This is a genomic window from Streptomyces sp. DH10 (assembly GCF_029813805.1).
GTDB classification, from domain to species: domain Bacteria; phylum Actinomycetota; class Actinomycetes; order Streptomycetales; family Streptomycetaceae; genus Streptomyces; species Streptomyces coeruleofuscus.
In genome coordinates, this window is the sequence record NZ_JARVKU010000029.1 from 52,745 (window position 1) to 67,675 (window position 14,931).

General features: G+C 72.0%; 10 protein-coding genes. 5 read left to right on the forward strand and 5 right to left on the reverse strand.

Annotated elements, in window-relative coordinates; genetic code table 11:
* Nucleotides 1–97 precede the first annotated feature (97 nt).
* Nucleotides 98–1,918, forward strand: a complete 1,821-nt coding sequence (locus QC385_RS38780; RefSeq protein WP_279546116.1) for a glycoside hydrolase family 3 protein — start codon at nt 98–100, stop codon at nt 1,916–1,918.
* 114 nt (nt 1,919–2,032) lie between these two features.
* Complete coding sequence (locus QC385_RS38785) at nt 2,033–2,689, forward strand: hypothetical protein (RefSeq protein ID WP_279546117.1); 657 nt, start codon at nt 2,033–2,035, stop codon at nt 2,687–2,689.
* A 43-nt stretch (nt 2,690–2,732) separates the two neighbouring features.
* On the opposite strand, the gene QC385_RS38790 is transcribed toward QC385_RS38785, so the two are convergent.
* From QC385_RS38790 to QC385_RS38800, 3 genes are all read right to left on the reverse strand, one after another.
* Nucleotides 2,733–4,169, reverse strand: a complete 1,437-nt coding sequence (locus QC385_RS38790; protein WP_279546119.1) for a S28 family serine protease — start codon at nt 4,167–4,169, stop codon at nt 2,733–2,735.
* Nucleotides 4,170–4,265: 96 nt separating this feature from the next.
* On the reverse strand, nt 4,266–4,658 hold the full coding sequence (locus QC385_RS38795; RefSeq protein WP_279546120.1) for a hypothetical protein: 393 nt from the start codon (nt 4,656–4,658) through the stop codon (nt 4,266–4,268).
* A 111-nt stretch (nt 4,659–4,769) separates the two neighbouring features.
* Nucleotides 4,770–8,498 carry an ABC transporter ATP-binding protein gene (locus QC385_RS38800; RefSeq protein ID WP_279546121.1) on the reverse strand — a complete coding sequence of 1,243 codons (3,729 nt, stop codon included), beginning with the start codon at nt 8,496–8,498 and terminating at the stop codon, nt 4,770–4,772.
* Nucleotides 8,499–8,672: 174 nt separating this feature from the next.
* On the opposite strand from QC385_RS38800, the gene QC385_RS38805 reads away from it, so the two are divergent.
* Complete coding sequence (locus QC385_RS38805; protein WP_030838107.1) at nt 8,673–9,830, forward strand: acyl-CoA dehydrogenase family protein; 1,158 nt, start codon at nt 8,673–8,675, stop codon at nt 9,828–9,830.
* A 34-nt stretch (nt 9,831–9,864) separates the two neighbouring features.
* The gene (gene tesB / locus QC385_RS38810) at nt 9,865–10,746 is read left to right on the forward strand and encodes an acyl-CoA thioesterase II (RefSeq protein WP_279546123.1); all 882 of its coding nucleotides are present in this window, start codon (nt 9,865–9,867) and stop codon (nt 10,744–10,746) included.
* Here the strand turns inward: tesB and QC385_RS38815 are convergent.
* Complete coding sequence (locus QC385_RS38815; protein ID WP_279546125.1) at nt 10,739–11,527, reverse strand: phosphatase; 789 nt, start codon at nt 11,525–11,527, stop codon at nt 10,739–10,741. The two genes, tesB and QC385_RS38815, sit on opposite strands and share 8 nt — an antisense overlap.
* A gap of 93 nt (nt 11,528–11,620) precedes the next feature.
* The gene (locus tag QC385_RS38820) at nt 11,621–13,303 is read right to left on the reverse strand and encodes a PucR family transcriptional regulator (RefSeq protein ID WP_279546126.1); all 1,683 of its coding nucleotides are present in this window, start codon (nt 13,301–13,303) and stop codon (nt 11,621–11,623) included.
* Between the two features lie 120 nt (nt 13,304–13,423).
* Between QC385_RS38820 and QC385_RS38825 the strand changes: the two genes are divergently transcribed.
* Complete coding sequence (locus tag QC385_RS38825) at nt 13,424–14,887, forward strand: sodium:solute symporter (protein ID WP_279546127.1); 1,464 nt, start codon at nt 13,424–13,426, stop codon at nt 14,885–14,887.
* Nucleotides 14,888–14,931 lie beyond the last annotated feature (44 nt).

Here is a 14,931-nt window from a genome sequence, read left to right on the forward strand (position 1 = left end):
TTCCCGGTTATTGGTGACCTCCTGGAAGTTTCCTTCAGCGGATCCGAGCGGATCACCTCCGGAAGGAGCGCACGTGCACGACACCGGCACGGGAAGCATGGGAAGCACGGGAAACACCGCACAGCCCTCCAGACGCGCCGTCCTCGCCGCCACGGCCGGCGCCGCCGGCGCCCTCGCGGCCGGCGGGCCCTCGTACGCCGCCGGCGCCCCCGGCGACAAGCGCCTGCGCGCCCTCGTCTCGCGCATGACGCTCGAGGAGAAAGTCGGCCAGCTCTTCGTGATGCGGGTGTACGGCCACTCCGCCACCGCCCCCGACCAGGCCGACATCGACGCCAACCTGAAGGAGATCGGGGTCCGTACGGCCGCCGAGCTGGTCGCGAAATACCGGGTCGGCGGCATCATCTACTTCGCCTGGGCGCACAACACCCGCGAGCCGCACCAGATCGCGGACCTGTCCAACGGTATCCAGCGGGCCTCCCTGGAACTGCCGCGCGGGCTGCCCGTACTCATCTCCACCGACCAGGAGCACGGGATCGTGGCCCGGGTGGGCAAGCCGGCGACGCTCTTCCCGGGGGCCATGGCCGTCGGCGCGGGCGGGTCCCGGTCCGATGCCCGGGCCCTCGGGCGAATCGCGGGGCGTGAGCTGCGGGCGATGGGCATCCGGCAGGACTACTCCCCCGTGGCCGACGTGAACGTCAACCCGGCCAACCCGGTCATCGGCGTACGGTCCTTCGGCGCCGACCCGCGGGCGGTGGCCGCGCTGGTGGCCGCCGAGGTCGCCGGGTACCAGGGGTCCGGGGTGGCGGCGACCGCCAAGCACTTCCCCGGGCACGGGGACACCAACGTCGACAGCCACACCGGCTTCCCGACCATCACGCACAGCCGGGAGCTGTGGGAGAAGCTGGACGCACCGCCGTTCCGGGCGGCGATCGCCGCGGGCATCGACTCGATCATGACCGCGCATCTGATGGTCCCGGCCCTGGACGACTCCGGCGACCCGGCCACCCTCTCCCGCCCGATCCTCACCGGCATCCTCCGCGAGCGGCTCGGCTACGACGGGGTCGTGGTCACGGACTCCCTCGGCATGGAGGGCGTGCGGACCAAGTACGGCGACGACCGGGTGCCGGTGCTCGCGCTGAAGGCGGGCGTGGACCAGCTCCTCAACCCGCCGGACCTGGACCTCGCCTGGAACGCGGTCCTGGCGGCCGTGCGGAACGGCGAGCTGACCGAGGCGCGGCTCGACGAGTCGGTCCTGCGGGTCCTGCGGCTGAAGACGAAGCTGGGGCTGTTCCGCGCGCCGTACGTCAGTCAGGAGGGTGTCGACCGCACCGTCGGTACCCGGGCGCACCTGGCGGCGGCCGACCGGATCGCCGAGCGGACGACCACCCTGCTCGTCAACGAGGGGCGGCTGCTGCCGCTGTCCCGGCGCCGGTACCCCAAGGTGCTGGTGGTCGGCGCCGATCCGGCCTCGCCGTCGGGGACGACCGGACCGCCGACGGGAGTGCTCGCCGCCGCGCTGACCGAGCTCGGGTTCACCGCCACCGCCCTGCCTACGGGGACGGCCCCCTCCGCGGCGACCGTCGCCCGGGCGGTGGCGGCGGCACGGGACGCGGACGCGGTGGTGGCGGCGACGTACAACGTCACGGCGGGCAGCGGTCAGAAGACGCTGGTCGAACAGCTCGTGGCGACGGGGCGGCCGGTCGTGGCGGTCGCGGTCCGCAATCCGTACGACGTGGCCCAGCTGCCCTCCGTCCCGGCGTGCCTCGCGGCCTACTCCTGGACCGACGTCGAACTGCGGGCCGCCGCACGGGTGATCGCGGGACGGGTGGAGCCCCGCGGGAAACTCCCGGTGGCGGTGCGGCGGGCGGACGATCCGGAGCAGGTGCTGTACCCGATCGGGCACGGGCTGACGTACTAGACGTACGCCATGGACCGGGCGCACCACCCCCAAGGTGCGCAAACCCTCCCATGTGCCTGGCGTGCGCCCCTCGCGGCGGGCCACGCTGGGCCAGGGCTCTTCTGGGGGACGGCAATGCGCGTGAGAAGTTCGGCGGGGGTGGTGTGGGGGCTGCTGGTGCTGCTCGGCGTGCTGCTGACCGGGTGCCAGAGCCCCTCGGCGGGTGTCACGGAGGACGGCCGGCTGGGCGGGCCGGCGTCGGGGACCGCCGCTGCCGGGTCGGCGCCGGTGACCCGGCCGTCCGGGTACGGGGCCGTGTTCCTCGCGGTCGACGAGTGCAGTTCGTTCGGCACGACGAGCTTCACCGAGGTGCCGTGCGCCGGTGAGCGGGCGGCGGCCCGGGTCGTGGCGCGGCACGACGGCACGGTTGGGGACGGGCCGCGCTGCCCGGCGACCACCGACTTCGTGCTGCACATCAGCGAACAGCGGCCCGCCTCCGACGAGGACGGCGACGGGGCCGTGCCGCAGGGTTACGCCTGTATGCGCAACCTCCAGCCGCCGCACCCGGGCGACCCGGGCGGCGGGGGCGGGCCCCGCACCATCGTCGGCGACTGCGTCTACAGCTCCGGCGACGGGCAGGTCCGCGAGACCACGTGCGAAGGGAAGGGCGGGCAGGAGCCGGAGTACAAGGTGACGGAGGCCGTCACCAGGCGCGCCGACTGCCCCGTGTCGACCGCCCTCTACGTCCGGCTCGGCGGCGACCGGCCCGTGGGGTGCGCCCGGCCGCTGTGAGCAACGGCCGGGCGCGATACGAGCGTTACGGGCTCCTACGGGGTCACGGCCGCAGCGTCTGCTCGCGGTGCATGTCCCGCTTGTCGAGCTTGGCGTCGAACTTCGCCAGCGGCTTGGCCGCCTGCGGGTCCGCCTGCACCGAGCTCGTGGCGACACCGGCCCAGTCGAGGATGCGGGCGGTGGCCAGGGCCTTCTGCTCGGGCACGAGGCCCGCGACGTTGGCGCCGTGGTTCATGCCGGGGGCGGTCATGACGTAGGAGTCCTTCGCGCCCTTGCCGAGGCGGAACGGCTCCGCGCTCCACGGGTCGTTCTGGCCGTTGACGAACAGCATCCGCCGAGCGTTGTGGCGGACCCAGGTGTCCACGTCCCGCATCGCCGACGGCTGGAACTTCATCGGGATGTCCCGGGGGACGAAATTGCGCGGCGGCTGGTAGCCGTAGCGGATGTACTGCTTGTCGATGTGCGGGAACCGGATCGTCGGCGCGCCGAGCTGCGTGCCGGCCTGGTAGTAGTACGGCGTGTACGTGGTCAGGCCCTGGTCGGCATAGGCGGAGAAGCCGGCGATCGTGTCGACGGAGTTCCAGATCTCGTCGTCGGTGGCGTTCTTCGCGTCGGCCGGGATCTGGTCGCAGTCCTTCAGCGTGCTGTACTGCCAGAAGCCCCACACATAGTCGAGGACGGTCGCCTCGTAGGCCCTGTCCAGGCTGCCGATGGTCGTGAAGGTGAGGCCGTTGTCCTGCGCGTAGGCCGCGTACTTCTTCTCCAGCGGCTCGCGGCGCACCAGTGCCTCGCGCTGCACGCCGTTCAGCCGGTCGCGGCACTCCTCGGTGCCGACGCGGGCGAAGAAGCGGTCGTAGGCGGAGTCCTCCTTGTTCACCACGTCGTTGGGGGCGACGTAGGCGACCACGCCGTCCATGTCACGCGGGTAGAAGCGCTCGTAGTAGGTGGCGGTCATGCCGCCCTTCGAGCCGCCCGTGGAGATCCACTTCTTGGCGTAGATGCCCTTCAGCGCCTTGAAGACGCGGTGCTGGTCGCTGGCCGCCTGCCAGATGTCCAGCTTGGACCAGTCGGCCGGGGCGGGCCGGGACGGGGTGAAGAAGCGGTACTCCAGGGAGACCTGGTTGCCGTCCACGATCTGGGTCGGCTCGCTGCGGCGGGGCGTCGTGGAGACGTTGTAGCCGCTGGTGAAGAAGACCGTCGGGCGCGCGACGTCCTTGTGCAGCACGGTGATGCGCTGCTGGAACGTGCCCTTCGACGGCTTCCGGTGGTCGACCGGCTGGGTGTAGTTCAGGACGAAGAAGCGGTAGCCGGTGTACGGCTTCTCCTCGACCAGGCTCATGCCCGGTATGGAGAGCAGCCTTTCCTTGATGTCGGTGGTGCCGTCGGTGCCGGTGGCGTCGGCGGCGGTGGCCGCTCCCGCCGAGCCCAGTGTGCCTATGAGCACCGTGAGCGCCAGCAGCCATCTGAGCGCCTTGCGCATGCGCACTCCCCTGTGAGACAGATGTGCGCCGGAAGCTAGCGGACCAACTCCCCCCAGCACCAGGGGACATGGGGAAAACCCTCTATGCGCCGGGCGTCAGCACAGGATCCAGCCGGAGCTGATCGAGCCCTGCCCCACCCTGCCCTTCAGCCATACGCAGCGGCGTCCGGCGTGCACCATCACCGGGCCGGCGTGGTAGGCGAACCGGCCCGCGTCGACGACCGGGCGGCTGCCGCGCGCCTGCACGCTCACCGACATCTTCCGCTTCACGCCGGGCTTCTTGGTGAGGGTCACGGCGCAGACGTAGCCGCCGCGTTTGTAGACGAGCACGGCTCCGGTGGAGAAGGGCAGGATGCGGACCTTGCGGCCGGGACACGAGGCGGAGGCGGCGGCCTGCGCCTCGCCCGGCGCCGCCACGGCGAGCAGGCCGGAGGCGGTCAGCACGGCCAGGCCGAGCGCGAGCCGCCGGCGTATCGGTCCACTGTCCACTGTCGTCCTCCCGTACCGCGTCGTGCGCGACCATCGGCGTACAGGTGTACGGACGCATGACGTATGTCGGACGGTTGCACGAGCGTTACGAAAACGCCGGTCGCTGGGGCCTCACCGGGATGCGCCGACCGGCTCCTCCGGCTCCGCCGCGCCGATGAACGTCCGCCACAGCTCGGCGTACCGCCCGCCGCGCGCGAGCAGCTCCTCGTGCGTGCCGTCCTCGGCGACCCTGCCGTGGTCCATGACGACGACCCGGTCGGCGCGGGCGGCGGTGGTGAGGCGGTGGGCGACGACGAGGGTGGTGCGGCGGCCCGCGAGACGGTCGGTGGCCTGGTTGACCTGGGCCTCGGTGGCCAGGTCGAGGGCGGCCGTCGCCTCGTCGAGCAGCAGGACGTCCGGGTCGACCAGCTCGGCGCGGGCCAGGGCGATGAGCTGCCGCTGTCCGGCGGAGAGGTTGCGGCCCCGCTCGGCGACCTCGTGGAGGTAGCCGCCCTCCAGGGTGGCGATCATCTCGTGCGCCCCGACCGCCCGGGCCGCCGCCTCGACCTCGGCGTCGGTGGCGTCGGGACGGCCGTAGGCGATGGCGTCGCGGACGGTGCCCTGGAAGAGGTACGCCTCCTGCGGGACGACCCCCAGACGGTGCCGGTACGAGGTGATGTCGAGGGCGCGCAGATCGGTGCCGTCGACGGTGACCCGGCCGCCGGTCGGGTCGTAGAAGCGGGCCACGAGCTTGACGACGGTCGACTTGCCCGCGCCGGTCTCGCCGACGAACGCGACGGTCTGCCCGGCGGGGATGCGCAGGTCGACGCCGCCGAGGGCCGCCTCGCCCTCACCGACGGCGCCGTATTCGAAGTGCACGTCCTCGAAGGCGATGTCGCCGCGCAGGGACAGCACTTCGCGGGGTTCGTCGGCGGACTTCGTCGACGTCGGCTCCTGGAGCAGCTCCTGGATGCGGCCCAGCGAGACGGACGCCTGCTGGTAGCCGTCGAAGACCTGGGACAACTGCTGCACGGGCGCGAAGAACAGGTCGATGTAGAGCAGGTAGGCCACCAGCGAGCCGATCGCCAGCGTCCCGTCGTCGACCCGCGCCCCGCCCACGATCAGCACGGCCGCCGCCGCCACCGACGACAGGAACTGCACGAAGGGGAAGTACACGGAGATCAGCCACTGGCCGCGGATGCGCGCCTGGCGGTAGCTGTCGCTGTGCCCGGCGAACCGCCGCCCGCCGTCCCGCTCGCGCCGGAAGGCCTGCACGATCCGCAGCCCGGACACCGACTCCTGGAGGTCGGCGTTGACCACCGAGACGCGTTCACGGGCCAGTTCGTACGCCTTCACGCTCGCCCGCCGGAAGAAGAACGTGGCGATGATCAGCGGCGGCAGCGTCGCGAAGACGACCAGTGCCAGCTCCACGTCGAGCACCAGCAGGGCGACCATGATGCCGAAGAAGGTGACGACCGAGACGAAGGCGGTGACCAGGCCCGTCTGGAGGAACGTCGACAGCGCGTCGACGTCGGTCGTCATCCGGGTCATGATCCGGCCGGTCAGCTCCCGCTCGTAGTAGTCGAGCCCGAGGCGCTGGAGCTGGGAGAAGATCTTCAGCCGGAGCGAGTACAGCACCCTCTCGCCGGTGCGCCCGGTCATCCGGATCTCGCCGACCTGGGCCGCCCACTGCACGGCCACCGTCAGCAGCGCGAGCAGCGACGCCGCCCACACGGCGCCGATCGCGACCTGGGTGACGCCCGAGTCGATGCCGTGCCGGATCATGATCGGCAGCAGCAGGCCCATGCCCGCGTCGACGGCGACCAGGCCGAGGCTGACCAGCAGCGGCAGTCCGAAGCCGTGCAGCAGCCGGCGCAGGCCGTAGGACTCCTCCGGCTGGACGGCCTGCTTCTCGTCGACGTCGGGGGCGTCGGTGGCCGGGGGCAGCGCCTCCACCTGGGCGAGGAGCTCGGGGGTGGCGGGGCTCTCGGCGAGGGCGAGGTCCTTGCGGTCGCGGTCGCCGGTCCACAGCCGTGGGGTGACCCCGCGCTCGGCGTCGAACTCGGCGTCCAGCTCGTCCCGGACGGACGTGTCCTCCTGGGGGCAGGCCGGCTGGGTGTGGCCCGGGGAGACCGCGCCCAGCTCGTCGGGGTCGGTGAGCAGGCGCCGGTAGAGGGCGGAGCGCCGCTGGAGTTCGTCGTGGGTGCCGATGTCGGCGAGCCGGCCGCCGTCCAGGACGGCGATGCGGTCGGCGAGGTTCAGGGTGGAGCGGCGGTGGGCGATCAGCAGGGTCGTGCGGCCCCGCATGACCTCCTTCAGGGCTTCGTGGATCTCGTGCTCGACCCGGGCGTCCACGGCGGAGGTGGCGTCGTCCAGGACCAGCAGGCGCGGGTCGCTGAGGATGGCGCGGGCGAGGGCGACGCGCTGGCGCTGGCCGCCGGAGAGGGTGAGGCCGTGCTCGCCGACGGTGGTGTCGTAGCCGTCGGGCAGCTCGCTGATGAACCGGTGCGCCTGGGCGGCGCGGGCGGCTTGCTCGATCTCCTCCTGGGTGGCGTCCGGGCGGCCGTAGGCGATGTTGCTGCGGACCGTGTCGGAGAAGAGGAAGGAGTCCTCCGGGACCAGCCCGATCGCGGCCCGGAGTGATTCCAGGGTCAGTTCGCGCACGTCGTGGCCGCCGACGAGGACGGCACCGCGGGTGACGTCGTAGAAGCGCGGCAGCAGCAGGGAGACCGTGGACTTGCCGGAGCCGGAGGAGCCGACGACGGCGAGGGTCTCGCCGGGGCGGATCTCGAAGGAGAGCCCGTCGAGGACGGGGCGGTCTTCGTCGTAGCCGAAGGAGACGTCGTCGAACTCGACGGTCGCGGGGGCGTCGGCGGGCAGGTCCTTGCGGCCGTCCTCGAGGGACGGCTCGGTGTCGATCAGCTCCAGGACGCGCTCGGTGCCCGCGCGGGCCTGCTGGCCGACGGTGAGCACCATGGCGAGCATGCGGACTGGGCCGACGAGCTGGGCGAGGTAGGTGGAGAAGGCGACGAACGTGCCGAGCGTGATGTGCCCGCCCACCGCGAGCCAGCCGCCGAGCGCCAGCATCGCGACCTGGCCGAGGGCGGGGACGGCCTGGAGGGCCGGGGTGTAGACGGAGTTGAGGCGGATGGTGCGCAGCCGCCCGGCGAAGAGGCGGCGGCTGACGTCCCTGAGCTTGCCGGTCTCCTGGTCCTCCTGCCCGAAGCCCTTCACCACGCGGACACCGCTGACGGCGCCGTCGACGACACCGGCCACGGCGGCGGCCTGGGCCTGGGCGTACCAGGTGGAGGGGTGCAGCCGGGTGCGGCTGCGCTTGGCGATCCACCACAGGGCGGGGGCGACGGCCAGGGCGACCAGGGTCAGCGGCAGCGACAGCCACGCCATGATCACCAGGGAGATCAGGAACAGCAGGAAGTTCCCGATGGTCATCGGGAGCATGAAGAGCAGGCCCTGGATCAGCTGGAGGTCGCTGGTGGCCCGGCCGACGACCTGGCCGGTGGACAGCTCGTCCTGGCGGCGGCCGTCGAGCCGGGTGATCGTCCCGTACATCTCCGTCCGCAGGTCGTGCTGGACGTCGAGGGCGAGGCGGCCGCCGTAGTAGCGCCGGATGTAGGTGAGGACGTAGACGACCAGCGCTGCGGCGACGAGGAGGCCGGCCCAGGTGGTCATCGAGCGCGTGTGCTCGCTGATGACGTCGTCGATGATCACCTTCGTGATCAGCGGGACGAGGGCCATGACGGCCATGCCGCCCAGCGAGGAGCCGAGGGCGAGTACGACGTCCTTCGGGTGGCGCCACGCATAGGCCCACAGTCGTCGCGCCCATCCCCGTTGCGGTGTCACGCGGTCGCCCTCCGATCGTCCTGGTCTGCCGGAAGGCACCAACGCCGTGGGAGGCTGTTTTCATCCCGCGGCGTGACGAGCGTTACCCCGCCTCCACCCTGGACGGTGGTTGATACTCGCCGGTATCTTTGTCTGAGCAAGCGCTTAGACAGCTAGGTCCCTGGAGGTGGCGGCGTGCGCCGTACGGTGTTCAACGAGGATCACGAGGCGTTCCGGGAGACCATCCGCGCCTTCATCGAGGCCGAGGTCGTACCGGTGTACGACGAGTGGTTCGCGGCGGGCCAGGCGCCCCGCGACTTCTACTACAAGCTCGGTGAGCTGGGCATCTTCGGTATCAACGTGCCCGAGGAGTTCGGCGGCGCGGGCCTGGAGAGCCACAAGTTCGAGGCCGTGCTGTACGAGGAGACCGCTCGCGCCGGTGTCCAGTTCGGCGGCTCCGGCGTGCACGTGCTGCTCGCCCTGCCCTACATCAAGATGCTCGCCACCGACGAGCAGAAGAAGCGGTTCCTGCCGAAGTTCGTCTCCGGCGAGGAGATGTGGGCCATCGCGATGACGGAGCCGGGCACCGGTTCCGACCTCGCGGGCATGAAGTCCACCGCCAAGCTGAGCGAGGACGGCACGCACTACGTCCTCAACGGCGCCAAGACCTTCATCACCGGCGGCGTGCACGCCGACCGTGTGATCGTCTGCGCCCGCACCTCCGCCCCGACGGCCGAGGACCGCCGCCACGGCATCTCCCTCTTCGCCGTGGACACCAAGTCCGAGGGCTACTCCGTCGGCCGCAAGCTCGACAAGCTCGGCCTGAAGACCTCCGACACCGCCGAGCTGGCGTTCGTCGACGTCAAGGTGCCCGTCGAGGACCTCCTCGGCGAGGAGAACAAGGGCTTCTACTACCTCGGCCACAACCTGGCCTCCGAGCGCTGGGGCATCGCCTTCGGCGCCTACGCCCAGGCCAAGGCCGCCGTCCGGTTCGCCAAGCAGTACGTGCAGGAGCGCACGGTCTTCGGCAAGCCGGTCGCCCATTTCCAGAACACCAAGTTCGAGCTGGCCGCCTGCCAGGCCGAGGTGGACGCGGCCGAGGCCGTCGCCGACCGCGCGACCGAGGCCCTCGACGCGGGTGAACTCACGCCCGCCGAGGCCGCCTCCGCGAAGCTGTTCTGCACCGAGGTCGCCCACCGCGTCATCGACCGCTGCCTCCAGCTGCACGGCGGCTACGGCTACATGAACGAGTACCCGATCGCCCGCCTGTACGCGGACAACCGCGTCAACCGCATCTACGGCGGCACCAGCGAGATCATGAAGTCGATCATCGCGAAGGACATGGGCCTGTAAGCCGACCGCAATCAGTGGCCGGTACAACAGTCGCATGAGTCAGGCACTACAGGACCTCCTCGATCTGCTCGACCTGGAGCAGATCGAGGAGGACATCTTCCGTGGCCGGTCCCGGTCCGCCGTCGTCCCTCGGGTCTTCGGCGGACAGGTCGCGGCCCAGGCGCTCGTCGCCGCCGGGCGCACGGTCCCCGAGGACCGGCCCGCGCACTCGCTCCACGCGTACTTCCTGCGCCCCGGCGATCCCGGCGCGCCCATCGTCTACACCGTCGACCGGATCCGCGACGGCCGCTCCTTCACCACCCGCCGGGTGGTCGCCGTCCAGCACGGCAAGCCGATCTTCCACCTCTCGGCGTCCTTCCAGGTGTACGAGGACGGGCTGGACCACCAGGAGCGCATGCCGTCCGCACCCGATCCCGCCACGCTGCCCACCGGTGAGGAGCGGCTGCGCGGATACGGCCATCTCGACCCGGCGGTCGTGGAGAAGTTCCTGGAGGCCCGGTCCGCCGTCGATCTGCGCTACGTCGACGAGCCGCCGTACGGGAAGTTCGGCGAGCCGCGCGAGCCGCACTCCCAGGTGTGGTTCCGGACCAACGGCAAGCTGGCCGACGACCCGCTGCTGCACGTCGTCCTCGCCACCTACGTCTCCGACATGACGCTCCTCGACTCCGTGCTGCTCGCCCACGGGCGGGGCGGCTGGGCCGTCGGGGACGTCGTCGGGGCCTCCCTGGACCACGCGATGTGGTTCCACCGGCCGTTCCGCGCCGACGAGTGGCTGCTCTACGACCAGGAGTCCCCGTCCGCGTACGGCGGCCGGGGACTGGGGCAGGCCCGGATATACACGCAGGACGGGCGGCTGGCCATCACGGTGATCCAGGAGGGCGTGGTCCGGGTCCCGCGCGAGCAGAGCACTAGCTGAGGCCCGCCTCCGCCAGCAGGTACGCCGTCATCGGGTCGTAGTGGCGGGGGCTGACCACGTGGTCGTCGAGGGGCACCGTCACCTGTACGGTGCCCTCGGCCTCGGCGAGGAAGAGGGCCGGGTCGTTGGAGTCGGCGTAGCCGACGGAGTCCACGCCGTGCTGTCCCGCGTAGCCCGCCCAGCCGTGGTCGGCGACGACCAGGTCGGGCAGCGGGCGGCCCTCGCGCTCCATGGCGGTCAGGATGGCCTTCATCGGCTCGCCCGAGTGGGTGTGCCACAGGGTGGCGCCGTGCTCCAGCACCGCCACGTCAGCGAACTGCATGACGTAGCCCTCCTCCGTCGTCAGCCCCTCCGGGATGACGACGATCTCGCAGCCGGCCGTGCGCAGGGCCGCCGCGGTCGCGCGGTGCACGTCGAGCAGGCCGCCGGGGTGGCCGGTGGCGAACAGGACCCGCTGCTGCCCGTCGGCGGCCTTGCGCAGCCGCCCGGCCAGCCGCTCCAGGCCGGCGACGGTCAACTCCGGGTCGATGGTGTCCTGGCCGTACCGGTACTCGGGATCGTCGTTCACGCCGACCCGTTCCGCCATCACCGCGAGGACGTCCTGCTCATCGCTCCAGCGGTCGCCGAGTTCCAGGCCGAACCAGTAGTGACGGTCGGCGTTCGCCAGCTTGCGGTAGTGGGAGAGGTTGTTCTCGCGGGGGGTGGCGACGTCGCCCGCGATGCGCGTCCTGACGAGGTGGTCGACGAGTTCGGCGCGGCTGGGTGTCCCGGGTATCGGCATGGCTCCCATTGTGAGGCAGCCGACTGCGGGCGGCCCTGGCGTATCGCACGCTGGGATGTGCGTCACGTACTCAGAGGGACCCCGGTCACCTACTCAGATGTGCCGCAGCGCGAACCAGAGTTCCATGCGTACGTCCGGGTCGTCGAGGTCGGTCTCCAGCAGGGCCGCGCACCGGGCGATGCGCTGCCGCACGGTGTTGCGGTGCACGGACAGGGCGACGGCCGTGCGGTCCCAACTGCCGTGCAGGGACAGCCAGGTGCGCAGGGTCTCGGGGAGCGCGGGGTGGGCCGTGACGGGCGCGAGCAGGGTGCGGGCGTGGGCCGCCGCCTCGCCGGGCGGGACCAGGTCGGCGAGGGCGGGGCGCGGGCCGTGCCGCAGCAGCGGGGCGCGGGTGGCGCGGGCCCGGGCCAGTGCGCGGACCGCCTGGGTGTCGGCGGCGGGCCAGTCCTCGGGGGCGACGGCGGCGCTGACGCCCAGGGTCCAGCCGGGCAGCGGGTCCGGTGCCCGTTCGGCCGGGACCAGAACCCGTACGACGTCGCCCGCCGGGTCGACCAGGGCGGACCCGAGCGCGGCACCCAGCGCGGAGGCCGCGACGGCGTCGGGTGCGCCCTCCCCGTCCGGACGGGCATGCACGACGACCCACCGCCGCCCGTCCCCGAGCAGCGGCGCGACGTCCTCGGGCGCGGCCCCCAGCAGCAGCCGCACCAGTGCCGAGGAACGGGCGGCACCGGTGCCGCTGTGCTGCTCCCCCGTGAGGAGCGACAGCAGCACGGCGGCGACGGACGCGATGGTGTGGTCCCCCGGCGCGCGTCCCGGGGCGGCCACCCCGAGCACGAACCCGTGCCCGGCACCGAGGGCGTAGGCGGCGAGGTGGAGACCGGCGGTGGTGTCGGTGGCGGAGGTGGGTGCGGGACGGCCGGGATCGGTGGGTGGCTGTGGGCCGGCGGGCGAGGCCGGGCCGGGCCGGTGGGCCGAGCGGGAGCGTGCCGCCGCGGGCTCACCCGACCGGGGCCCGCTCGGGAGGGCCGAGCGGGAGGGGGCCACCTCCGACTCACCCGGCCCGGGCCCGGTCGAGTGCGCGCGCGATGCGGAGCTGGTCGGTGACGCCGCACCTGCCGGAGGCGCCGGACGGTCCGGCCGTACGACCTCCGCCAGCCGCGCCAGCGCCGCGCGCGCCTCGCCCCCGGGCTCCCGGCCCGCCCCCGTGATCTCCGCCCCGTCCGGCCCGTACAGCACCGCCCAGCCCCCCAGCCGCTGGGCGAGCTGCCGCAGGACCGACCTGACCGGGTCGGGGCGGGAGGCGGCCGAGGCGAGGCTCTGCTGGGCCTCCGTCACGCGGCGGAGTTCGGACAGGCGGGCCTGGGCCATGAGCTGCCAGACCGCGCGGGCCACGCCCGAGAAGGTGGTCTGCGGCGGCACCTCCAGCAGCGGCAGGCCGTACCTCTCGCACGCCGCGACCAGCGCCCTCGGCACCGTGTCGTGCACCGGCGCCAGCCCGAAGCCGAGGGCCGCGCCGCCCGCCGCCACGATCCGGGACACGTAGTCGTCGAAGTACGTGCCCGATCCCGCCGCCTCGGGGATGTGCACGCCGGCCGTGAGCAGCAGTTCCCCGCCGAGCAGATACGGATACGGGTCCGCCATCTCCGATGTGTGCACCCAGTGGACGACCGTGCCGGGGTCGGACGGACCTGCGATCTGGCGCAGCGCCAGGTTCTCGCGGGCCAGCAGGGCGGCGAGCGGTACGGGCGGGGTGGGCGGAACGGCGGACTCCGGCATGGTGGACGTTCCTTCTATCCTGCTCGGCTCGAATGGATGAAACGTACACTTCGCAGTCGCTTTCCGGCCACCTAGTGTCAGACCTCGTCACGCCGCCGAGAGTGCGCGAAGGAGGCCACCATGGCCGTCGACTACCTCGTGATCGTCGTCTACTTGGCCGGCATGCTCGCCATGGGCTGGTGGGGCATGCGCCGCGCCCGGTCCAAGAGCGAGTTCCTGGTGGCCGGCCGCCGGCTCGGCCCGGCCATGTACTCCGGCACCATGGCGGCGATCGTCCTCGGCGGCGCCTCCACCATCGGCGGCGTGGGCCTCGGCTACCAGTACGGCCTGTCCGGCGCCTGGATGGTCTTCACCATCGGCCTCGGCCTGCTCGCCCTCTCCGTCTTCTTCTCCGCCCGCATCGCCCGGCTGAAGGTCTACACCGTCTCCGAGATGCTCGACCTGCGTTACGGAGGCGGCCGGGCCGGCGTCATCTCCGGTGTCGTCATGTGGGCGTACACCCTCATGCTCGCGGTGACCTCGACCATCGCCTACGCCACGATCTTCGACGTCCTGTTCGACATCAACCGCACGCTCGCGATCGTCCTCGGCGGCTCGATCGTCGTCGCGTACTCCACCCTCGGCGGGATGTGGTCGATCACCCTGACGGACATGGTGCAGTTCGTCGTGAAGACCATCGGCGTGCTGCTCCTGCTGCTGCCGATCGCCGTCGTGAAGGCGGGCGGCTTCGCCGCGATGAAGGCCGAGCTGCCCACCGGCTACTTCGACCCGCTCGGCATCGGCGGCGAGACGATCTTCACCTACGTGCTGATCTACACCTTCGGCATGCTCATCGGGCAGGACATCTGGCAGCGCGTGTTCACCGCCCGCAGTGACCGGACCGCCAAGTGGGGCGGGACCGTCGCCGGCACCTACTGCCTCGCCTACGCTCTCGCCGGTGCCGTCATCGGTACGGCGGCCAAGGTGCTGTACCCGAACCTCGGCAGCGCGGACGACGCCTTCGCGACCATCGTGAAGGAGGAACTGCCCGTCGGGGTCCGGGGCCTGGTGCTGGCCGCCGCCCTGGCCGCCGTGATGTCGACGTCCTCCGGCGCGCTGATCGCCTGTGCCACCGTCGCCAACAACGACATCTGGTCCCGGCTGCGGGGGACCGTCGAGTCACCGTCGGACGACCACGACGAGGTGCGGGGCAACCGGGCCTTCATCCTGCTCATGGGGATCGCCGTCATCGGCACGGCCATCGCGATCGACGACGTCGTGCAGGCGCTGACCGTCGCCTACAACCTCCTCGTCGGCGGACTGCTCGTGCCGATCCTCGGCGGGCTGGCGTGGAAGCGGGGCACGGTGTACGGCGCCCTCGCCTCCGTCGTGGTCGGCGGACTCGCGGTCATCGTGCTGATGGCGGCGCACGGCATCCTCGCCAACGAGCCCGTCTACTACGGCCTGCTCGCCTCGCTCGCCGCCTATCTGGCCGTCTCCCTGGCCACCCCCGCCACCGACGCCGCCGTCCTCGCCGCCTGGCGCGAGCGGCTCGCCGGGCGCTCCCCCGAACTCGCGTCCGAACCGGTCCCGGCTCCCCAGTAAAGTCATAGGGCAAGCAGTACATACGCGATGAAGCGTTGGAAAGA